Here is a 20,116-nt window from a genome sequence, read left to right as displayed (position 1 = left end):
GGTCGCTCAGACCTGTAGGGTCTCGCGCTTCGTGTCATAAGTCATCGCTCTGAACAGCGGGTTCGTCGGCTGTCTCAGGAGCTGTCCGGCGTTTCCGTCTCACGAGCTGTGTCACTTCCTCAACAAGCGACGGGCGACATGTGAACCGGCGAAGTCGACAGTCACCGCCTTGACGGGTGACGTGAACGGCTGCCATGATTACGTCACCGCCTCAACCGGTGACGCGATAAAGGTCCTGGTCGGCGACATGCACAGACCTTTCAACCCGATGGGGGAGCACAGTCATGGCAGTCAGCTACACCGCCGTCGTCAACGTCGACGGAGAGGGCCGCAATGGCGGTCACGTCCGCTCCTCCGATGGTCTGCTGGAGACCAGCCTCGCCCTCCCCAAGGAGCTCGGTGGCGCCGGTACCGCGACCAACCCCGAGCAGCTGCTGGCCGCAGGCTGGGCTGCCTGCTTCCTCGGCGCCCTGCGTCGCGCTGCCACCGGCCGTAAGATCCGGCTGACGAGCACCAGCATCACCGCCGACATCACCCTCACGCACGGCGACGACGGCGAGTTCTCCCTCTCCGCGGTCCTCAACCCCGTGCTCGGCGGCGTCGACGACGCCACCGCCCAGGAGCTCGCGAACGCCGCCCACCAGATCTGCCCGTACTCCAAGGCCCTGCGCGGCAACATCCCGGTCACCATCAACGCCAGCGCCGCCGCCTGAGAGCCCGCCATGGCCTCCCTGACGCACATTCGTGTGAGTGTTATCGAGAAACGTCGCGCACATGCCCGACGGGCCTCTGCTGAACATGTTTCCGATGAGCAGGTGTCTCGGGGTGGCCCGGCCGGGGCCGAGGGCGGCCATGACTGGCCCTCGGATGCGCAGGTGTGGGGCTGGGCGGAGAGCGCTGTGCTGTCGGGGTATGGCCCCGGGCCCGCGAGCCTTCTTTGACCGCGGGCCCGGAGACGTCAGTGAGGTCGGCTGTGACCTGCGAGAACACCCTCGACCGCGGTGGCCATCGCGCTCTCACCCGTGGCGTTGGGGTGCACCGGCGCCGCCGGGGTCTCGGGGGCGAAGGTCTCGCGTATCAGGCAGCCGTCGGGTGTGGTGGCCTCGGTAACGAATTGGTCGACGCACCCGTGATTCACCGTCAGTTGACTGAGGCGGCACATGTCGGCCGCGGCCGACACTGAGCGCACGGCGCCCGCCTGCGCAGGGCACCACACCACCGAAAGCGAGAACACAGCCATGGACATGAAGCTCGAAGTCGTCATCCTGCCCGTCGCCGACGTGGACCGGGCCAAGGGCTTTTACGTCGAGCGGCTCGGCTGGCGCCTCGACGCCGACTTCCCGATCAACGACGGCTACCGGATCGTGCAGGTCACCCCGCCCGGCTCCGAGTGCTCGATCATCTTCGGGGAGGGGCTCACCCAGCAGGAGCCCGGCACGCTCCACGGCCTTCAGCTGACCGTCACCGACATCCTCAAGGCCCAGGAGGAGTTGACCTCGTACGGCGTGGAGGTCTACGGCCCGTTCCGCGACGAGACGGGTGCCTTCCACCACGCCGGTGACACGCACCGGGTGCGGGGCCTGCATCCCGAGCGGGCCAGCTACGGCACCTTCGCCGCCTTCAAGGACCTGGACGGCAACGAGTGGTTCCTCCAGGAGGTCACCGAGCGCGCCCCCGGCCGCTGAGAGCCGCCTGACTCCGCCCAGCACCCATCCGCCCACCACCCATCCGCACGGCTCACAGCCAACGGAGGACACATGACGACCGAGAACAACCGCACATACGACGTCATCGTGATCGGCGCCGGCCCGGTCGGCGAGAACGTCGCGGACCGGACCACCGCCGCCGGTCTGAGCACCGTCATCGTCGAGAGCGAACTGGCCGGTGGCGAATGTTCGTACTGGGCCTGCGAACCCAGCAAGGCCCTGTTGCGACCGGCCCTGTTCCGGGCCGATGCCGCGCACATCCCGGGTCTCGACCCGGCCGTCAAGGGACCGCTGGACGTTGACGCCGTCCTCGCGCACCGCGATCGCATGTCCGCCCACTGGAAGGACGACGGCCAGGTCGAGTGGATCAAGTCGGTCGGTATCGATCTGCTGCGCGGCCACGGCCGGTTGGCGGGAGAACGCGAGGTGACGGTGGAGACGCCGGACGGCGACGTCGTCCGGCTGCGCGCCCGGCACGCCGTCGTTGTCTGCACGGGCAGCCGCGCGGCCCTGCCCTCGCTGCCCGGCATCGAGGAACTGCGGCCCTGGACCAGCCGGGAGGCCACCAGCGCCCGCCAGGTGCCGCAGCGCCTCGTCATCGTCGGCGCCGGTGTGGTGGGCGTCGAGATGGCCACCGCCTGGCAGGCCCTGGGCAGCAGGGTGACCCTGCTGGCCCGCGAGGACGGACTGCTGCCCCGGATGGAGCCCTTCGCCGGGGAGTTGGTCACCGAGCGGCTGCGGGAGGCCGGTGCGGACGTGCGGTTCGGCGTCTCCGTCGTGGACGCGAAGCGAGCGGACGGCGCGGGTGAGGTCAGGGTCTGGCTGTCGGACGGTTCCGAACTCACCGCTGACGAGATCCTGTTCGCCGCCGGCCGCGCCCCGCGGTCGCAGGACATCGGGCTCGACAGCGTGGGACTGACACCGGGGGACTGGCTCACCGTCGACGACAGCCTGACCGTCACCGCCGTCCCGGGGGAGTGGCTGTACGCCGTCGGCGACGTCAATCGGCGGGCTCTGTTCACGCACCAGGGCAAGTACCAGGCCCGCGTCGCCGGTGCGGTGATCGCCAACCGGGCACGGGGTGAGCAGCTGGACACGGGCCGTTGGGCGCGGCACAGCAGCACGGCCGACATCGAGGCCGTCCCTGGCGTCGTCTTCACCGATCCCACGGTCGCGAGTGTCGGCCTGACCGTGCGGGACGCCGAGCGTCTCGGCCGGGACGTCGAGGTCGTCGACTACGAGATCGGACACCTCGCGGGCGCCGTCCAGTACCGCCCCGACTACCGGGGCAGGGCCCGCGTCCTCGTCGACCGGGACCGGCAGGTCGTCATCGGCGCCACCTTCGTCGGGCCGGGCGTGGAGGAGCTGGTGTACTCGGCCACCGTCGCCATCGCCGGCGAGGTGCCGGTCGAACGCCTCTGGCACGCCGTACCCGCCTTCCCCACCATCAGCGAGGTGTGGCTGCGCCTGCTGGAGACCAGGAGGGACGCATGACCACCGCACGCGACCTCGTGCTCATCGCGCTGACCATGCCGCCCGGGGAACTCACGGGCCAGGGCGACCTGTCGCTCGCACTCGCCGGTGCCGAAGCGATCGACCTGCTGCGGAGTGGGGTACTGCGCCTGGATGGCGACCGTATGGTGCCCGGCCCGCAGACGGCGTCCGGGGACCCGCTGCTGGAACAGGCGAGTGTCTCACTCGTCCGGCAGGAGCCGTACGAGACCGTCGACGACTGGCTGTGGCGCCGCGCCGAGAACCTCGTGTCGGCATACGCCGACGCCCTGGAGCGGGCCGGCCTTGTCGTCCGTTCGCATGGCCACGGGCTCCGGCTGCTGTCCGGGAAGGCCGTACTGACCGATTCGCAGGAGCGCCGCGAGGCGGAGGAGCGCAGGGCCTCCGACGAGCCCGTCCTCGCCGGCCTGCTGGCGGCCTTGGGCCAGCCGTCCGATGCCGACGACGGCCTCCTCGACGACGCCGTCACGACCGTACTGGCCGCCGTGGGTGACGCGGCGATGCAGCTGGAGGCCGTACGACTGCAGCGGGATGTCGAGAATGCCGCGTTCGACAATGTATGGCGTGGTTGGTAGCCGCCGCCGTGCCCGGGCAGCGGCTGTCCGTCAACGCGTCACGTCGTAAACCCTGTTGGTGAAGGTCTCGACGGCGAGCCGCCGGTTGCGAGGGCCCACCTCGGTGCCGATCTCCTTGAGGGCATCCTGGCCGGGGTGATTGCCGAGCGCGTGCGGGCCGTTCTGTGACGGGGCCACCGGCAGACACAGGACGGATGAGGTGGAGGCGAAGGACCGGCCGATCGGGCCATGCCCTCGGCCAGATCGGGCCCGAAGTCCTGCCAGCTCACCCCGCCACCGTTGCGGTAGGCATTCGCCAGCGCCTCTTCGGCGCCACAGAGGTCCTTCAGCATGGTGAAGTCGCCGCCGACGTACGTGGGCAGGGAGGAGTCGGCGAGTACGGCCGCGTGCTCTCCCGGAAAGAGATACGTGTTCGTCTCGGGGGAGTGGATCACATAAGAGCCGGCGACCTGCCCGTCCAGCCACTCGCGGACATAGCGCTCGACGAGCCCTGTCCTCTTGGCCAGCTCGGTCGAAGTGAGCGGCCCGGCCCCTGCCATGGCCCGGTACAGGCCGAGGCGCACACCCAAAGAAGTCGACAGCCCGGCGAAGGCGGCGGCGTTGTCCGCTGCCACCCGCTCAAGGATTCCGTGACGCGATTGTCGTCCGAAATGTGATGAACTGTTCCTGCAGAGGTGGACGCTACTGGAGACGAGGTTTCTGGGAACAGAACCTCTCATCCCCAACGGGGTCTGGACCTCTCCTGGTTCACATGGTTCACACGGTCGGTTGAGACGTCTCGCCCGTCCCGCGAGGCGGGATGTGTCGCGCATGCTGTGCACTGCCGTCCGGCTGTGATCACCGCCCGCGGGACAAGCAGACGAGTCAGTCGGAGCTGTCGCTGTCTGCCGCACCCGACTTGACCAGGCTGTACATGACGGAGCGCTGCTGCTTGTGGCGCCGGATACGGCCCTTGGCGACCAGGGATTCGAGGGTGTTCCGCACCACCTGAGGTGTGGGATTGCGGTCCGGGTGCTTCTCGAGGAGCTCGTCGCGCAGTTCCTTCGCCAGACGCGGCTCCTTGTACCGGCCGAGCAGCTCCGCCAACAGGTCACCGAGCAGAGGCTGACGCGACGTCCCCTTCGCGCCGGCCTTCGCCGTCTTGGTCGGAGCGCTCTTGGCCGACGTCAAGCGTCGGGTGGCGGCTTCGGTGGACGTCTTCTTCGCCTTCGCGACGACGGGCTCGTCCTGCAACTGCTCAGGAAGCCGGGACGCATCGGCGAAACCCTCGTACCGCTCGGCGAGGTTGAGGATGTCCGCGAGGAGGGCTTCCTCCTGCTTCAATGCGGAGATCCTGTCCGCCAGCTCCTGCTGTCGCCGACGGTTCTCCTCCAAGTCCGATGCGGCTTGTGCTACGTACCGCGATCGGAGCGTGTCGGCTGATTGCCTGGTCACAACCGTTCACTCCCTCGATATGGATGACGTTGCGCATGGTACCCACGCCATGGGTCCCGTGTGGATAAGTGTCAACGCCAGATGGTTTCTCCGACATGCTCACTCTTCACGATAAGCGCTGATGTGGCCGTGCATAGAGGAAGTGTGGCTGCTCTTCGGTTTCCTCGAGCGTCGACGGTGTCACTCGCACGAGGTCAGCTGCGGACCGCTGATCCGCGACGTGGGGTGCGCGGCGACCAGGGCGTCGCCGGCGACCAGGGCGTCGCCGGTGATCAGGATGTCGCTTTCGGGCAGGTGATAGGCACAGTGGCCCTTGGTGTGTCCGGGGGTGTGCACGGGCACCGGTGCTCCCGGCAGGTCGAGGGCTCCCGGCGCCGGGAACGCCTGCGGCTCGCAGACCGGCACATACGTGGTGCTGCCTGCGCGCAGGGCGTGGATGGCCCACGGCAGTACGCCGGGCCGCCAGGCCTGCGCGAGCACCTGTCCCACGGACACCTGGGCGAGGGAGTCACGGCGGGCGTGCGGCACCTCCTCGTGGTGCATGAGGACCGGCACGTCGCAATGGGAGCGCAAATGCTCTGCCGCGCCGATATGGTCGTTGTGCGCGGGCGTGACCAGTACGGCGGCCACGTCACGCGGCCCCAGCCCCAGGGCCGCGAGCGAGCCCAGCACGGCGTCACGGTCGCCGGGGTAGCCGGCGTCGACCAGGGGGCAGCTGTCCCCGCCCCTGATGATCACCCAGTTGGTGTTGCCGCCGGTCACGGTGTACACGTGCTGTCGACACGGACGATGTCGTCCGGTCGTGGGGGTTGCGGCATGGCTCTTCCGATCCTCGTCCTTGTGTGAGGAGATCGTGACCATCCTCAGCTCGGGCGACACCTTCGCCTACCGCAGCCACCGGGCCATGTATCTCTGAGGTGTTTCGCCGACAGGGCGGTGGGCCGCACGTGTTGTGGTGGACCTTTCACGTCCGTCCGCACGTTCTCGGGGTCTGGCGCAGCGAGCCGCACCTGGCCTTCGGATTCCTGGAACACCCCGAGCCCGTTCCCGGCCGGGAACGGGTCTACTCGGGTTTTCCGCCGCCCGTGCGCTGGGCCAGGGCGGTGCTGATGAACCGGTTCCGCAGGACCCTCAAGGACAAGGATCTTGCGGCCGACTGACTCCGGCGACCAGGCGAGAGGGTGGTCAGTGTGCGGCCGTGGCGGGCCCGGACTTCTTGCGCGCCCGGTACGCGGCGGCCTTGATCTTGTTGCCGCAGGACTCCATGCCGCACCACTGGCGCCGCATGCCCCGGGAGCGGTCGATGTAGACGCGGGTGCACTCGGGGTTGCCGCACTCCTTCATCAGCGGCACGTCCGGGCCGCTGAGCAGCTCCACCGCCTGCCGGGCGACCGTCGCCAGCGCCTGCTCGGGCGTGGCCTCGGTGAGCCGCCCGGCCAGGGTGAGCTGAGGCGTGACGGGCGTCTTGCGCGCGGCCGCGTTGACGGCGTCGAGCGCCTCCGGGTCGAACTCCTCGCCCAGGCGGCGGTCGGTCACGAGCCGGTAGATGGCCTCGCGTACGGCCGTAGCCTCCCGTACGTCGTCGTCCTGGCCGTCGGCGATCGTGTCCACCAGGCCGGACTCCAGGTACCAGGCGTTGAGCCGCTCCGGCGTCACGAACATCTCGAACCGGGTCGACCGCCGGGCCCGGAGCGTGGCCGCGAAGTCGAGAGCCGGGTGCCCGCATACGAAGACATGGTCAAGATTCACATCACCATCTTGACAGGTGACTCCGCTCGGGCGCAAGAAGCGTCACTGTCCCAAGCGGTGTTCCCGGCCCCAGAAGCGTCAGGGTCCCAGACGGTGCTCCCGGCCCTGCCAGCGTCGGCGCAGCCAGCGATCGTGGCTGGCCACCACCATGGCGCCCGGGCCCGGACCGAGCGCCGTCTCCAGTTCGTCGCACAGGGTGGGGGAGAGGTGGTTTGTGGGCTCGTCGAGCAGGAGCAGCTGCGGTGGACGGGCCACCAGGAGGGCCAGCGCCAGGCGGCGGCGCTGGCCAACCGACAGCTGCCCGACCGGCTTGTCCAGGTCCGCCTCGTGCAGCAGGCCGAGCGAGCCCAGAGGCACCTTCTCCGCCCGCTGCGCGCCGAGCGTCTGCTCGTAGGTGGCGCGGACCGTGCGGTCGTACCGCTCGAAGGTCGTGTCCTGGGTGAGCAGGCCCACCGTGAGCCTGTGCCGCCGGACCAGCTCGCCCTCCGCCGGCAGCTGTCCGGCCAGTACGGCAAGCAGGGTCGACTTGCCCGTCCCGTTGCCGCCCGTGACCAGCAGCCGGTCGGTCGCCGACACCTCCAGGTCGGCCGGTGCGAGCCGGCCCGGCACCCGGACCTTGCTCAGCGACACCAGAGGCTGCGCGCCTTCCTCGCTGCGCGCCGCCAGTTCCCCGGCCGCGAACCGCAGCGGGCGGGGCGGCTCGGGCACCCGGGTGCGCTCCAGTTCCTCCAGGCGCCGGGTGGCGTTGCGGACCCGCCGGGAGATCTGGCTCTGCACCCGGCCCGCCCGGTGGCCGTACCCCATCTTCTCGTTGTCGGTACGGCCACGGTCCGGCGCGACCCGGTGCGCGGTCACCTCCGCGGACTCCTGCAACCCCTCCAACTCCTCCTGCTCCTCGGCGAACCGCCGCTCCCAGCGCTCGCGCTCGGCCCGCTTCTCCGCCAGATAGGCGGAGTAGTTGCCGCCGTAGCGGACCGGGCCGTCCACCGCCGGGTCGAGGTCGATCAGGTCGGTGCAGACGGCGTCGAGGAACGCCCGGTCATGGCTGGCGACGACCACCGTGCCGGGCAGGGCGCGGATCTGCTCCTCCAGGAAGGCGGCGGCGTTGTCGTCGAGGTGGTTGGTCGGCTCGTCGAGGAGCAGGGCGGAGGGGCGGCGTACGAGGAGGGCGGCCAGGGCGAGACGGCCGCGCTGGCCGCCGGAGAGCGAGCCGAGGGTGCGGTCGTGGGCGAACGTGCCCAGGCCCAGGCCGTCCAGGACCAGGGCCGCGCGGCGGTCGGCGTCCCAGGACTCCCGGTGCTGGGCCTGCTCCAGGCGCCTGCCGTAGGCATCGAGGAGGCCCTGATCCTCCGGGGCTCGGGCCAGCTCCTCGCCGAGGCGGTCCAGTTCGGCGAGGTCCTCGCGGGCCTCGCGCAGCGCCTCGTCCAGGACCGTGGCGATCGTGCGGTAGGCGTCGTACGGGATCTCCTGGTGGAGGAAGCCCAGGTCGGCGGGGCGCGTGATGCTTCCGGCGTCGGGGTCGTCCGTGCCCGCGAGGAGGCGCAGGAGGGTGGACTTGCCGACGCCGTTCTCCCCGATGAGGCCGATGCGGTGGCCGGGGGCGGCGGTCAGGGAGATGCCGTCGAGGATGCGGCGGCCGCCCAGTGTGCGGACGAGGTCGTGGGCGATCAGTGCGGACACAGGTGTTCCCCATGGGTGAGCGGTGGTCGGCCCGCCGGGCGCGGGGCGCCTCGGACACGGGCCAGGGCACACGTCACCGGCTCACACCTCGGGCGCCCCCGTCTCCTTGAGCGTGCCGTCCGCCAGGCGCAGCCAGCGGTTCACACCGATCTCGGCGAGGAACCGTTCGTCGTGGCTGACCACCATGAAGGCGCCCTGGTAGGAGTTGAGCGCGCTCTCCAGCTGGCCCGCGCTGACCAGGTCGAGGTTGTTGGTCGGCTCGTCGAGGAGGAGCAGGTGCGGGGCCGGTTCGGCGCACAGGACGCAGGCCAGGGTGGCGCGCAGGCGTTCGCCGCCGGACAGGACGCCGACCGGGAGGTGCGCGCGGGCGCCGCGGAAGAGGAAGCGGGCGAGGAGGTTCATGCGCTCCGCCTCGGGCCGCTCGGGGGCGAAGTCGGCGAAGTTCTCGGCGACCGTGCGATCCAGGTCGAGCAGGTCCAGGCGCTGGGAGAGGTAGGCGATCCGGCCGTCGTTGCGCTTGATCTCCCCGCCGTCCGGGGCGAGTTCGCCGGTGATCAGGCGCATCAGGGTGGTCTTTCCGGCGCCGTTGGGGCCGGTCAACGCGATGCGTTCGGGGCCGCGGACGGTCAGGTCGACGCCGCCCGGGGCGAACACCTCACGGTCGCCGAGGCGGACCTGCATGCCTTCGCCGAGGAAGAGGTTGCGGCCGGCGGGGACCTGAGTGTCGGGCAGTTCCAGGGTGAGGCGCTGCTCGTCGCGCAGGGCGCGTCCGGCCTCGTCGAGGCGGGCCTTGGCCTCGCTGACCCGGGAGGCGTGCATGGTGCCGGACTTGCCCGCGGCCTCCTGGGCGCCGCGCTTCATGTTGCCCGCGAAGATCTTGGGCAGCCCGGCGTTCTTGAGGTTCTTCGAGGCGTTGCTCATGCGGCGCTCGGCGCGTTCGCGGGCCTGCTGCATCTCCCGCTTCTCGCGCTTGAGCTCCTGCTCGGCGTTGCGGACGTTCTTCTCGGCGACCTCCTGCTCGGCGCGCACGGCCTCCTCGTACTCGGTGAAGTTGCCGCCGTACAGGCGTAGTTCGTCGCTGCCGAGTTCCGCGACGCGTTCCATGCGGTCGAGGAGGGCGCGGTCGTGGCTGACCAGGAGAAGGGTGCCGGTGAAGTCCGACAGCACGTCGTAGAGCTTGTGCCGGGCCTCGACGTCGAGGTTGTTGGTGGGCTCGTCGAGGAGGAGGACGTCGGGGCGCTTGAGGAGCTGGGCGGCGAGGCCGAGGGAGACGACCTGGCCGCCGCTGAGGGTGCTCAGGCTGCGGTCCAGGGTGAGGTCGGCCAGGCCCAGGCGGTCGAGCTGGGCGCGGGTGCGCTCCTCGATGTCCCAGTCGTCGCCGATGGTGGCGAAGTGCTCCTCGGCGACATCGCCGGACTCCACGGCGTCCAGGGCGCGGATCACGGCGGCGATGCCGAGGACCTCGGCGACCGTGAGGGTGCTGCTCAGGGGGAGGCTCTGTGGGAGGTAGCCGAGAGTGCCGGTGACGGTCACCGAGCCGGTGGCGGGCTTGAGCCCACCGGCGATCAGCTTGAGCAGGGTGGACTTGCCGGAGCCGTTGGGGGCGACCAGGCCGGTGCGGCCGGGGGGCACGGAGAACGACAGGTCCTGGAAGACAGCGGTGTCGTCGGGCCAGGCGAAGGAGAGGTTTGAGCAGACGATGGACGCGTCGGACATGGAATGACCTCGGGTGGATCGAGGGCAGAGATCAGACTTCTGCCCCGGTCAGATGTGGGAAAGGGGTACGACGAGACAGGCCACCTCGGCAGCGCTCCTGAGCGCCGGCCGGTGGCCGTCAGGTCCGGGTCTCACCCGGAGATGTCGTCTTCACCCACCACGTCTGTGACTCCTCGATACACGGTCAACGTCGCTTCCAGCCTAGCAGCCGTCGATTCATACGTTTGCGGTTGACAGCTCCGACACCCCCATGTCAGCATCGTCACCAGTTAAACCGGTGACGATGGCTTACGGGGCGTCGCCCGAGCTCACACGTGTCCGAAGGAGCACACACCATGGCAGAAAAGCCGAAGCCCAGGACCGGCGGCGCGCCCGTCGGCCGGCGGGCGATGCTGGGCATGCTCGGCGCGGGCGCGGCCGGTCTCGCTGCCGCGCCCTACCTCCAGCGCGGCTGGGAGGGGTTCCTCGCCAAGGCGTCCGAGGTGGACGCCACGGGCCTGACCGGACTGCTGCCCAACCCGGGCGGGTTCCGGTACTACAGCGTCGTCGGCTCGGTGCCGCACAAGGACGCGACGAACTACGTCCTGACGGTCGGCGGTCTGGTCGACAAGCCGAAGACCTACACACTCGACCAGCTGCACGCGATGCCGCAGACCCGGGTGGTCGGCGACGCAGTGTGCACCGACGGCTGGCGGGTGGACGACACGCCCTGGAGCGGTGTGAAGCTGGCGGACATCCTCGACGACGCCGGCGTGCGTTCCTCAGGCGCGGCGATCCGGTTCACCTGCTTCGACGGCGCCTACTCCGAGAGCCTCACGCTGGAACAGGCCCGCCGCTCGGACGTCCTGGTGGCGCTGAAGTTGCAGGACGAGCCCATCAGCCACGCGCACGGCGGTCCGGTCCGCCTCTATGTGGCGCCCATGTACTTCTACAAGTCGGCCAAGTGGCTGTCCGGTATCTCGGTCACCGACAAGGTCGTCCCCGGCTACTGGGAGGAGCGCGGATATGCGGTCGACGGCTGGCTCGACGGCGCCGACCGGCACGCTGCCTGAACGCGAGGGCCGCATCCGCCGCTTCACCACCGCCGAACGCCTGGTCCACCGGGCCACCGGCTACCTGATGCTGCTGTGCCTGGCCTCCGCCGCCTGTCTCTACTTCGGGCCGCTGGCCCTGCTCGTCGGCCGGCGGCACCTTATGGTCACGGTCCACGAGTGGTCCGGCGTCTCTCTGCCCCTGCCCTTCCTGCTGGGGCTCCTCTCACCCGCCTTCCGCGCCGACCTGCGCCGCCTGAACCGCTTCGCGGTGTACGACCGCCAGTGGCTGCGGGCCGTGCGCAGGCGCCGGAAGTCACCCGAGGCACGCCCGGCCGGCAAGTTCAACGCGGGCCAGAAGCTCTACGCGGGCTGGATCGCCGGAGCGGTGCTGGTGATGATGTTCACCGGCCTGCTGATGTGGTTCATGGGCCTGCTGCCCTTCATCTCCCGCACCAGCGCGATCTTCGTCCACGACATCCTGGCCTGGGCCATCACCTTCGTCCTGATCGGACACATACGCAGGGCCCTCGAGGACCCCGAGGCGCGCCTGGGGATGCGTACCGGATACGTAAGTCGGTCGTGGGCGGAGCGGTACCACGCGCGATGGCTGCGGGACGAGTGACAGACCGTCGAATGACTGTAGTCGAGCTGTGCGACACACACACAGAATGCACATGTGTCGCTGTCGGCGCACACCTACTTCTTGGATGGATGACCCATGAGACGAATCCTCACTGTTCTCGCGGCCGGTGTGCCGCTCGCCGCGGCGCTGTACCTGCCCACGGCCTCGGCGGAGCCCCAGACCACCTCCACCCCCTTCACCTGTGCGGCGCCCTCCGTGAAGGCCCCCACCGGCACCAAGGTGGAGTCCGTGACCGCGGTCAGCCAGGCCGGCGGCACCGTCAACGGCACCGGCGTCCTCCAGGGGACGGTCACCGATGTCCCGGCCTATTGCGAGGTCACCGTCACGCTCACTCACCCGGGCGCCGACGACCACGCCAGGGTGCGGACCTGGCTGCCCGTCAGCGGCTGGAACGGCCGCTTCCAGGGGCTCGGCGGCGCCGCCTACCTGGCCGGCGACAACAACCCGGGCCTGGCCACCTCCGTCAAGAACGGCTACGCCGCCGTCACCACGGACGCCGGGGTCGGCGACGCGCTCGACACCAGCTGGGCGCTGAACAGCCAGGGCCAGGTCAACACCGCGCTGCTGAAGAACTTCGCCTCCCGCTCCCAGCACGAGGCATCGGTCGTCGGCAAGGAGGTCGTTGACGCGGTCTACGGCAAGCGTCCGGCGTACTCCTACTTCATCGGCTGCTCCACCGGCGGCCGCCAGGGCTACATGGAGGCCCAGCGCTACCCCGACGACTACGACGGCATCCTCGCCAACGCGCCCGCCGTGAACTGGGACGAGTTCGAGGTCGCCACGCTGTGGCCGCAGGTGGTCATGAACATCGAGAAGACCCACCCGTCCTCGTGCGAGTTCAACGCCTTCACCGCCGCCGCTATCAAGGCCTGCGACAAGCTCGACGGCGTCAAGGACGGCTTGGTCAACGACCCGTCCCGGTGCACCTTCGACCCGCGCCGGCTGATCGGCACCAAGGTCGTGTGCGAGGGCAAGGAGCTCACCATCACGGCGGCCGACGCGGCCGTCGTACGCAAGATCTGGGACGGCCCGCGCACCTCGTCCGGCAAGAAGCTCTGGTACGGCGTCCCGGTCGGCGCCGACATCAGCGCGCTGGCCGGCGCCGACGCGTTCCCGGTGCCCGCGGCCTGGGTCAAGCTCTGGGTCGCCAAGGACCCCTCGCTCGACCTGTCGACGATCACCTACAGCCGCTTCACCGAGCTGTTCAAGCAGTCCCAGGCCGAGTACGACAAGGTCATCGGCACCGACGACCCGGACCTGTCGGCCTTCCGCGAGTCCGGCGGCAAGCTGCTGACCTGGCAGGGCGACGCCGACCAGTACATCCCCGCGCAGGGCACCGTGCAGTACCGCGAGCGGGTCGAGCGGGAGCTCGGCAGCGCCAAGAAGGTCGACGACTTCTACCGCCTCTTCCTCGCCCCGGGCACGGTCCACTGCGGCCTCAACAAGGGTGACGGCACGACCGACGACCTCGGCGCGCTGACCGCCTGGGTCGAGCACGGCAAGGCGCCCAAGACGCTGCCCGCGACGCTGATCAACGCCGACGGGCAGAGCGTCGCCCGCGACCTGTGCAGCTACCCGCGGGTGTCCCAGTACCGGGGCTACGGCGACACGGCCGACGCCTCCAGCTTCAAGTGCGTCCTCCCGTCCCGGCACTGACCGGGCCGACCCCGAACCCCTGACCTGAGAGAGGCCGAACCACCATGAGCACCAAGACATCGACGCCGACGGTCACAGGCGAACGCGACTCCCTGCTGCGGCTGTACCTCGGCCGCGGTGTCCTGGCCGTGGCATGGGCCCTGGCCTTCGCCAAAGCCCATGAGAACCTCGACGCCGTGGCGATCACGCTGCTCGTCGTCTACCCGCTGATCGACGCGGTGTCCTCCCTGATCGACTACCGGGCCACCGCGAACAACTCCGAGCGCCGGGTCACCGCGTTCAACGGCGTGCTCAGCACGCTGGCCGCTCTCGCGATCGGCATCGCCGGTGCCGGTGACGAGGCAGCGGTGCTCCATGTGTTCGGCGCCTGGGCCGTCGTCTCCGGCGCCGCCCAGGTGATCGTCGGAATGCGGCGCCGCGGCCCCGAGCTGGGCAAGCAGTGGCCGACACTGATCTCGGGCGGACTGTCGTTCCTCGTCGGCATCACCTACAACATCCAGGCCGCGGGCGACCACCCCTCCCTCGACGTCCTGTCGGTGTACGCCACCGGCGGCGGGGTGTGGTTCATCCTCCAGGCCCTGCTGCTGGGCTGGAAGTCCCGCCAGCTGCGCACCCGGACCGTGTGACCCGCTCACACCCCACCTTTCGACCCGCGGCCCGATCGGGCCGCGGGTCGAAACGTTGCCCGACCACGACCTACCAGACAGGTATTTTCCAGCCATGAGTGCGACTGCGGACATCACGCCCGTCACCAACCTGATCGCCGCATACGCGGAGCTGGTCGACACCGGAGACTTCGCCGGCGTCGGTGAACTGTTCGCCGACGCCGTGTTCATCGCCAGCGGCGCACCCGTCTCCGGCCGGCACGGTGGGGTGGAGAAGATGCTCAGGGACAGCGTGATCCTCTACGAGGACGGGACCCCCCGCACCCAGCACGTCACGACCAACATCGCCGTCGACATCGACGAGGAGACGGGCACCGCCGCCGCGCGTTCGTACGTCACGGTGTTCCAGGCCCTGCCCGACTTCCCGCTCCAGCCGGTGGCCGCAGGCCGCTACAACGATCGTTTCGAGCACTCGGACGGGCGCTGGCGGTTCACCGAGCGCCGGATCCTGATCCATCTGGTGGGTGATGTCAGCCGCCATCTGCGCGCTCAGCCGACGCGATAGCGCACCGGCAGGGACAGCACCCCGCGGATGATGCCGGAACCGATCCACTCCAACTTGTCGGCCGGTACGGCGAGTTCGATCTCGGGGAGGCGGGCGAGCAGGACACGCAGGGCGATGGTCGCCTCCAGGCGGGCCAGCGGGGCGCCCAGGCAGTAGTGGATGCCGTGGCCGAAGGCCAGGTGCCGGGCAGCCGGGCGGGTCACGTCGAGTACGGCGGGGTCGGCGTCCTCGGCCTGCGGGGCGTCGCGTCCGGCCGCGCCGAGGGCTACGACGACCATGCTGCCCCGGGGAATCGGCACCCCGGCGAGTTCGAGGTCCTCGGCCGCGTAGCGGCTGGTGGAGCGCTCGACGGAAGGGTCGTAGCGGAGGAACTCCTCCACCGCGCCGGGCATCAGCTCGGGGTGCTCGCGCAACTTCCGTAGTTGGTCTGGATGTTGGAGAAGGCTCAGGACGGCATTGCCGAGCAGGTTCACGGTGCTCTCGTGGCCGGCGACGACCAACATCAGGGCGGTGCCGACGAGTTCCTCCTCGGAGAGGCGGCCGTCCTCCTCGTCCCGTACGGCGACCAGGGCCGACAGCAGATCGTCCGCGCGGCTGCGGCGCTTGTCCGCGAGGAGGCCGGCCAGCAGACCGTGCAGGCCGGTCAGTGCCGCGCGGTGTTCGGGGGAGGCCACCCGGAGGGCCTGGGACGACCAGCGGCGGAAGTTCAGCCGGTGCTGGTCGGGGATGCCGAGGAGGTCGGCGATGACCGTGGCGGGGAGAGGGGCGTTGAAGGCTTCTACGAGGTCCACCTCGCCCGTGGGCGGCAGCGCGTCGATCAGGTCGTGGGCGATCTGCTCGATGCGCGGCGCCAGTTCGGCCGTACGACGCGGGGTGAACGCGGCCGAGGCCAGCCGCCGCAGCCGGGTGTGCTCGGGCGGGTCGGCCTCCATCATCTGCGCGCCGAGCCCCACGGAGGGCTTGTTGAGGACGTAACCGGCGGCGGCCAGGGCCTCGGCGGCGGGGGTGTGGTCCTTGAGCAGCGCGGGGTGCGTGAGTGCCTCGCGGGCCAGGTCGTAGCCGACGACCACCCAGCCCTTGAGGCCCAGATGGAACTCGGCCGGGTGGAGGGGGCCGAGCTCGCGCAGGCGGGCGTAGCGGGCGGGGGCGTCCGCCTTGAAAGCCGGGTCGATGACGACCCTGGCGGCCTGGTGGGGGCACTGTTCGTGGGGGCTCATACGGCGTCTCTCCCGGTGCGGCGGTCAGATCGTCACCAGGAGAACGAACGGGGTTCCGGGCGGGTTCAGCGCGTGCGCCCGCGCGCGGGCATGCCGAAGGGGCACGCGCCGCCGCGCGTGCCCCCTCTTTTCTGGTGGAGCATTCAGCTGTCGCTGTTGAACAGGGACAGCACGCGCAGCACCTCCAGATAGATCCACACCAGCGTCGTGGTGAGACCGAAGGCTGCCAGCCATGCCTCCTCGCGCGGGGCGCCGAAGGCGACGGCGTCCTCGACCTGCCTGAAGTCCAGGGCCAGGAAGGCCGCGCCGAGCACGATGCCCACGAGACCGAAGGCGATGCCGAGGCCGCCGCTGTGGAAGCCGAGGCCGTCACCGGCGCCGAAGGCGGAGAAGAGAAGGTCGGCGAAGAGCAGCAGGACGAAGCCGGTCGCGGCGGCGCCGACGAAGCCGGCGAACCGCTGGGTCACACGTATCCAGCGCATCCGGTACGCGACGAGCGCGCCCGCGGAGACCGCGAAGGTGCCGAGGACCGCCTGTACGACGACACCCGGTGCGATGTAGGTGGAGACCGTGCTGGACAGCACGCCGAGGAAGACGCCCTCGAATGCCGCGTATCCGAGGATCAGCGCCGGGGTCGGGGTGCGCTTGACGGACTGGATCATCGCCAGGACGAAGGCGATGAGGGCGGAGCCGACGGCGAGCCCATACGAGCGGCCGACGTTCGCCTCGTCGACGGGGAGCAGGAGCCAGGACAGGACGGCCGTCAGGACCACGGTGCCGAGCGTCGCCGCGGTGCGGACGACGACGTCGTCCATGGTGACGGCGGTCCCGCCGGTCCGCAGGGACGTGTCCGCGTCCGGGGCGTAGGGGTTGGTGGTGTAGTCGTCCGTCGGCCTGCCGCCGACCGTCGCGCCCACCGGTCGGCCCGTGCGTGCGGCTGTCCGACCGGCGTCACCGGCGCCGTCCCAGCGGGACAGGAAAGGGTTGCTGGTCCTCACTTCGGTCCTCCTCCTCCGCCGCACACGTGCGGCCCGTGGCACAGGTGTGTCGTCGACGGAAACTCTGTGCGTCACCACTCTGACAGGTGACGCGATGTAGGGCAAGTCATCCGTGTGTCATCCCGGTGTGGGCCCGGCCACGGTCACTCGGAGGCGGTTTCCGGGCCGTCGAGGCCGTCGAGCAGCTCCATGAGGAAGCCGTCCCAGTCCAGGCCGGCCATCTCCGTCTCGGCCGACACGATCCGGTACGTCGCGTCGAGCCAGTCCGCCAGGGGCGGGATGGGAACCTCGAACAGGGCCTCCACCTCGGTCGATTCGAGCAGCAGCCAGGCCGAAGGCCGCTCGCCGGGCGCCATCGGCCACATCCGGACGTCGCCGCAGCCGCTCATCGCCGTCAGACCGCGATGGAGCAGCCCACGGCCGATGCGCCAGACGAGTCCCGGGCCACGTTCCGCCACGAACTCGACCGCGATCACCGCCGGCATGTCCGGGTCGAACCGGAATCATCGAGGGGAAGGGCACCGGGAGCTGTCCCACGGACCGCGGGGAGTCTGACGTAAGTCACGGGAGACCTCCGCCCGCGGTCGCGGGGGCGCCGGTCAGACGAGGCCGGCGTCGGCCAGGGCCGAGCAGCAGGTGTCGACCATCAGCCGTGTGACGACGTACGGGTCGAAGGCGTCGGGGCGCCGGTCCTCGATGTATCCCACAGCTGGTCCGCGACGTCCAGCGGGGACAGCGGGCCGACCTGGAACTCCCACTGGCCGGGCATGACCTCGGCGTTGATGCCGGAGAGCGACAGGCTCGCCGTCAGACAGTTGGACAGGTGGGCCTCGACGACGTCACGGCCGAAGATCTCGTCGGCGCCGACACCGCAGTAGTAGCCGCCCTGCGGGCCGGGAAGACGCCGGCGGGGAAGCCGAGCGGGTAGCCGTCCTTGAAGAACGTGTACTCCTGCTCGATGCCCAACAGCGCTTCCTGCGCGGCGTACTTCTCCGCGACGGGGCGCAGCGCGGCGCGGGTGTTGGAGGGGTGCGGGGTGTCGTCCGGGTTTGGTTCAAGTGGAGCGCGTCACATGTGAGGGGGCAAGGTTCTTCCCAGGCAGAAACCTGTCTCTACCGGAGCCGGGCTGTGTGACGGAGTCTGGAGACACGTTCAGAAAGAACGGATTCCCCGCCTCCCAGATGGAGTTGTTCTCATGTCCAGGACCCGTGTCAGCTTCGACAGCGCCGGTATCGAGATCGCGGCGCACCTCTACCTCCCCGACACCGGGGCGTCGGCTCCGCGTCCGGCGCTGGTGGTCGGCCACCCAGGCACCGGGGTGAAGGAGCAGACGTCCGGCACCTACGCGCAGCTGATGGCCGACCGCGGATTCGTCACTCTCGCTTTCGACGCCGCCCACCAGGGCGAGTCGGGCGGTCTGCCGCGCGGCCTGGAGGACCCCGCCCAGCGCATCGAGGACTTCAAGGCCGCCGTGTCCTACCTGACCACCCGTGAGGAGGTCGACCCCGACCGTATCGGTCTGCTCGGCATCTGCGCCTCCGGCGGCTACTCGCTGGCCGCCACCGGTGGGGACCACCGCGTCAAGGCCGTGGCCGCCGTGAGCACCGCCGAACCGGCCCGCCAGTTCCGCTTCGGCGCCGACGGCTCCCAGGACCCGGCGGTCTTCCAGGCCCTCCTGGACGCCGCCGCCCAGGCCCGCTCCCGCGCCGCCCGCGGCGAGGACCCCGGGGTGCTGACGATGTTCCCCGAGACCGCCGAGGAGGCGGGCGCCCTGGGCGGTGAACACGGCATCGAGGGCTGGGAGTACTACTGCGGCGCCCGTGGCTATCACGAGCGCTCCGCGAAGTTCCTCACCTGGGACAGCGTCGACAAGATGGCCTCCAGCGACGTCTTCCGCTCGGTCCCGCTCATCGGCCCCCGCCCGATCCTGCAGATCATCGGCGAGCGGGCGGTGACCGCCTGGATGGCGACCGAGGCCCACCAGGCCGCCACCGGCCCCAAGGAGCTCCACCGCATCCCCGGCGCCAGCCACGTCGACCTCTACGACAAGCGCGAGTTCATCGACCCCGCCGTCGACAAGCTCGCCGACTTCTTCACCGCCAACCTGGCCAAGTGACCGACGGCGGGTCACTTCGCCTGCAAGGGCCCCGCGAAGGACTTGCGCAGGGACCCGGGGGCGGCGAGCGGCAGCAGGGCGGCGAGCATCTTGCCCTTGACCGTGCTGGGCTGCCGCGTCAGTTCGACGTCGACCCGGGTGCCCGCGCCCTCCGGGGTCATCCGGAAGACCCAGCCGCCGCCGGCGCCGAAGAGCTTGGAGTCGAGCGTGGTGATGGTGACGGTGTCACCGGCCGGCTCCCACTCGTAGCGGGCCCGCTCCCAGGCCGCGGCGGTCCCTTCGGTGACCTCGGCCCAGGTGTCGCCGAGGTCGTGGACCTCGAAGTGTGCGGCGTCGATCGTGGGCCATGCCTCGGCCCGTGCGGGGCTGAAGTCGGTGAGTACCTGGAGCACGTCCTTCGGGGCGAGCTGGGAGACGAGGTGGAAGCGTACGACTGCCATGGGATGTCCTCACTGAGAAGTGGACCGGGAAGGATGCGGACCGAGAAGTAACCGTTCTGGCCGGTGACGAGAGGTTCCCAAAGGCGTGCGTCACCTGTCAAGACGGTTACTCTCGAAATCCGTAACGCAGCCAGGTCCCAGCCAGGAAGGGCACGTGAGACATGTGTTTCCCGCTGTTGCGCGAGGGCGGGCGCCCCGACTGCGCCCACGTCTACCTCGACCGCTCCCGGGGCCGCATGCCGGGAATGGTGCGCGATGCGTTCCTGCGGGAACCGCGTCAAGGCAGCCGCCCTGCGGGCACGTAGGCGGGCGTGACACCTGTACGACGGAGCCGTCCCCGCCGTACAGGTGTCACGGCCCCCCCCCCCCCCCCCCCCCACCCCCCCCCCACCCCACCCCCCGGTTAAGGCGCGGTTGTAAGTAGGGGTTAAACACAGGGTATAGCCCACAATTTTTTTTAACCCCGGGTA

The 20,116-nt window shown here is 70.1% G+C and carries 20 protein-coding genes and 4 pseudogenes; 12 read left to right on the top strand and 12 right to left on the bottom strand.

All coding sequences use genetic code 11. From position 1 onward, the window contains the following. Positions 1 to 284 precede the first annotated feature (284 nt). Positions 285 to 713, top strand: coding sequence for an organic hydroperoxide resistance protein (locus AB0N16_RS18670; RefSeq protein WP_365797955.1), 429 nt, complete (start codon positions 285 to 287; stop codon positions 711 to 713). A 245-nt stretch (positions 714 to 958) separates the two neighbouring features. Here the strand turns inward: AB0N16_RS18670 and AB0N16_RS18665 are convergent, their stop codons facing one another. Further along, positions 959 to 1,240, bottom strand: a complete 282-nt coding sequence (locus AB0N16_RS18665; RefSeq protein ID WP_365797953.1) for a hypothetical protein — start codon at positions 1,238 to 1,240, stop codon at positions 959 to 961. Here AB0N16_RS18665 and AB0N16_RS18660 point away from each other — a divergent pair. The 3 genes from AB0N16_RS18660 to AB0N16_RS18650 all read left to right on the top strand — a co-directional run bounded on the left by AB0N16_RS18660 (position 1,239) and on the right by AB0N16_RS18650 (position 3,793). Continuing rightward, positions 1,239 to 1,685: a VOC family protein gene (locus AB0N16_RS18660; protein WP_365797951.1), complete on the top strand. Its 447-nt coding sequence runs from the start codon at positions 1,239 to 1,241 to the stop codon at positions 1,683 to 1,685. The two genes, AB0N16_RS18665 and AB0N16_RS18660, sit on opposite strands and share 2 nt — an antisense overlap. Positions 1,686 to 1,757: 72 nt before the next feature. Further along, positions 1,758 to 3,200, top strand: a complete 1,443-nt coding sequence (locus AB0N16_RS18655) for an NAD(P)/FAD-dependent oxidoreductase (RefSeq protein ID WP_365797949.1) — start codon at positions 1,758 to 1,760, stop codon at positions 3,198 to 3,200. Further along, positions 3,197 to 3,793 (top strand): GPP34 family phosphoprotein, encoded by a 597-nt coding sequence (locus AB0N16_RS18650; protein WP_365797948.1) that lies wholly within the window; start codon positions 3,197 to 3,199, stop codon positions 3,791 to 3,793. The genes AB0N16_RS18655 and AB0N16_RS18650 overlap by 4 nt, the downstream gene beginning before the upstream one ends. A 38-nt stretch (positions 3,794 to 3,831) precedes the next feature. Here the strand turns inward: AB0N16_RS18650 and AB0N16_RS18645 are convergent, their stop codons facing one another. From AB0N16_RS18645 to AB0N16_RS18635, 3 genes and pseudogenes are all read right to left on the bottom strand, one after another. Beyond that, complete coding sequence (locus tag AB0N16_RS18645) at positions 3,832 to 4,407, bottom strand: hypothetical protein (protein WP_365797946.1); 576 nt, start codon at positions 4,405 to 4,407, stop codon at positions 3,832 to 3,834. 250 nt (positions 4,408 to 4,657) lie between these two features. Beyond that, positions 4,658 to 5,227 (bottom strand): hypothetical protein, encoded by a 570-nt coding sequence (locus AB0N16_RS18640; protein ID WP_365797944.1) that lies wholly within the window; start codon positions 5,225 to 5,227, stop codon positions 4,658 to 4,660. Between the two features lie 195 nt (positions 5,228 to 5,422). Then, a pseudogene (locus AB0N16_RS18635) lies at positions 5,423 to 5,998 on the bottom strand (MBL fold metallo-hydrolase); the annotation flags it as partial. Between the two features lie 176 nt (positions 5,999 to 6,174). On the opposite strand from AB0N16_RS18635, the gene AB0N16_RS18630 reads away from it, so the two are divergent. Continuing rightward, a complete protein-coding gene (locus AB0N16_RS18630; RefSeq protein ID WP_365797942.1) occupies positions 6,175 to 6,387 on the top strand; it encodes a hypothetical protein in 213 nt (70 codons plus the stop codon). Positions 6,388 to 6,412: 25 nt separating this feature from the next. Here the strand turns inward: AB0N16_RS18630 and AB0N16_RS18625 are convergent, their stop codons facing one another. The 3 genes from AB0N16_RS18625 to abc-f form a co-directional block, all read right to left on the bottom strand. Further along, the gene (locus AB0N16_RS18625) at positions 6,413 to 6,976 is read right to left on the bottom strand and encodes a CGNR zinc finger domain-containing protein (protein WP_365797939.1); all 564 of its coding nucleotides are present in this window, start codon (positions 6,974 to 6,976) and stop codon (positions 6,413 to 6,415) included. A 78-nt stretch (positions 6,977 to 7,054) separates the two neighbouring features. After that, positions 7,055 to 8,656: an ABC-F family ATP-binding cassette domain-containing protein gene (locus AB0N16_RS18620; protein ID WP_365797937.1), complete on the bottom strand. Its 1,602-nt coding sequence runs from the start codon at positions 8,654 to 8,656 to the stop codon at positions 7,055 to 7,057. An 81-nt stretch (positions 8,657 to 8,737) separates the two neighbouring features. Beyond that, positions 8,738 to 10,372 (bottom strand): ribosomal protection-like ABC-F family protein, encoded by a 1,635-nt coding sequence (gene abc-f / locus AB0N16_RS18615; RefSeq protein WP_365797935.1) that lies wholly within the window; start codon positions 10,370 to 10,372, stop codon positions 8,738 to 8,740. Between the two features lie 335 nt (positions 10,373 to 10,707). Here abc-f and AB0N16_RS18610 point away from each other — a divergent pair, with 335 nt between their 5' ends. The 5 genes from AB0N16_RS18610 (at position 10,708) to AB0N16_RS18590 (ending at position 14,875) form a co-directional block, all read left to right on the top strand. Next, a complete protein-coding gene (locus AB0N16_RS18610) occupies positions 10,708 to 11,424 on the top strand; it encodes a molybdopterin-dependent oxidoreductase (protein ID WP_365797933.1) in 717 nt (238 codons plus the stop codon). Next, positions 11,378 to 12,028: a cytochrome b/b6 domain-containing protein gene (locus AB0N16_RS18605; protein ID WP_365797931.1), complete on the top strand. Its 651-nt coding sequence runs from the start codon at positions 11,378 to 11,380 to the stop codon at positions 12,026 to 12,028. The genes AB0N16_RS18610 and AB0N16_RS18605 overlap by 47 nt, the downstream gene beginning before the upstream one ends. 96 nt (positions 12,029 to 12,124) lie before the next feature. Beyond that, positions 12,125 to 13,705 (top strand): tannase/feruloyl esterase family alpha/beta hydrolase, encoded by a 1,581-nt coding sequence (locus AB0N16_RS18600; protein WP_365797929.1) that lies wholly within the window; start codon positions 12,125 to 12,127, stop codon positions 13,703 to 13,705. Between the two features lie 44 nt (positions 13,706 to 13,749). Next, positions 13,750 to 14,331 carry a DUF308 domain-containing protein gene (locus AB0N16_RS18595; protein ID WP_365797927.1) on the top strand — a complete coding sequence of 194 codons (582 nt, stop codon included), beginning with the start codon at positions 13,750 to 13,752 and terminating at the stop codon, positions 14,329 to 14,331. A 94-nt stretch (positions 14,332 to 14,425) separates the two neighbouring features. Next, positions 14,426 to 14,875, top strand: coding sequence for a nuclear transport factor 2 family protein (locus tag AB0N16_RS18590; protein ID WP_365797925.1), 450 nt, complete (start codon positions 14,426 to 14,428; stop codon positions 14,873 to 14,875). On the opposite strand, the gene AB0N16_RS18585 is transcribed toward AB0N16_RS18590, so the two are convergent. From AB0N16_RS18585 to AB0N16_RS18570, 4 genes and pseudogenes are all read right to left on the bottom strand, one after another. After that, positions 14,860 to 16,092, bottom strand: coding sequence for a cytochrome P450 (locus tag AB0N16_RS18585; RefSeq protein WP_365797923.1), 1,233 nt, complete (start codon positions 16,090 to 16,092; stop codon positions 14,860 to 14,862). The genes AB0N16_RS18590 and AB0N16_RS18585 overlap by 16 nt on opposite strands. A 143-nt stretch (positions 16,093 to 16,235) precedes the next feature. Continuing rightward, positions 16,236 to 17,090, bottom strand: coding sequence for a Bax inhibitor-1/YccA family protein (locus AB0N16_RS18580; protein ID WP_365797921.1), 855 nt, complete (start codon positions 17,088 to 17,090; stop codon positions 16,236 to 16,238). A gap of 143 nt (positions 17,091 to 17,233) precedes the next feature. Continuing rightward, positions 17,234 to 17,581: pseudogene (locus AB0N16_RS18575) on the bottom strand (SsgA family sporulation/cell division regulator); the annotation flags it as partial. Between the two features lie 108 nt (positions 17,582 to 17,689). Beyond that, positions 17,690 to 18,140 (bottom strand): annotated as a pseudogene (locus AB0N16_RS18570) (hypothetical protein); the annotation flags it as partial. 145 nt (positions 18,141 to 18,285) lie between these two features. Between AB0N16_RS18570 and AB0N16_RS18565 the strand changes: the two are divergent. Next, positions 18,286 to 19,206 (top strand): alpha/beta hydrolase, encoded by a 921-nt coding sequence (locus AB0N16_RS18565; RefSeq protein WP_365797919.1) that lies wholly within the window; start codon positions 18,286 to 18,288, stop codon positions 19,204 to 19,206. 11 nt (positions 19,207 to 19,217) lie between these two features. Here the strand turns inward: AB0N16_RS18565 and AB0N16_RS18560 are convergent, their stop codons facing one another. After that, positions 19,218 to 19,646: a hypothetical protein gene (locus AB0N16_RS18560; RefSeq protein WP_365797917.1), complete on the bottom strand. Its 429-nt coding sequence runs from the start codon at positions 19,644 to 19,646 to the stop codon at positions 19,218 to 19,220. A 170-nt stretch (positions 19,647 to 19,816) separates the two neighbouring features. Here AB0N16_RS18560 and AB0N16_RS18555 point away from each other — a divergent pair. Then, positions 19,817 to 19,961, top strand: a pseudogene (locus AB0N16_RS18555) (CGNR zinc finger domain-containing protein); the annotation flags it as partial. Positions 19,962 to 20,116: the final 155 nt, after the last annotated feature.

This window comes from Streptomyces sp. NPDC051105 (genome assembly GCF_040682795.1).
Lineage (GTDB): Bacteria > Actinomycetota > Actinomycetes > Streptomycetales > Streptomycetaceae > Streptomyces.
The sequence above is the reverse complement of the archived record's forward strand: the minus strand, read 5'-3'. Positions and strand labels throughout refer to the sequence as shown.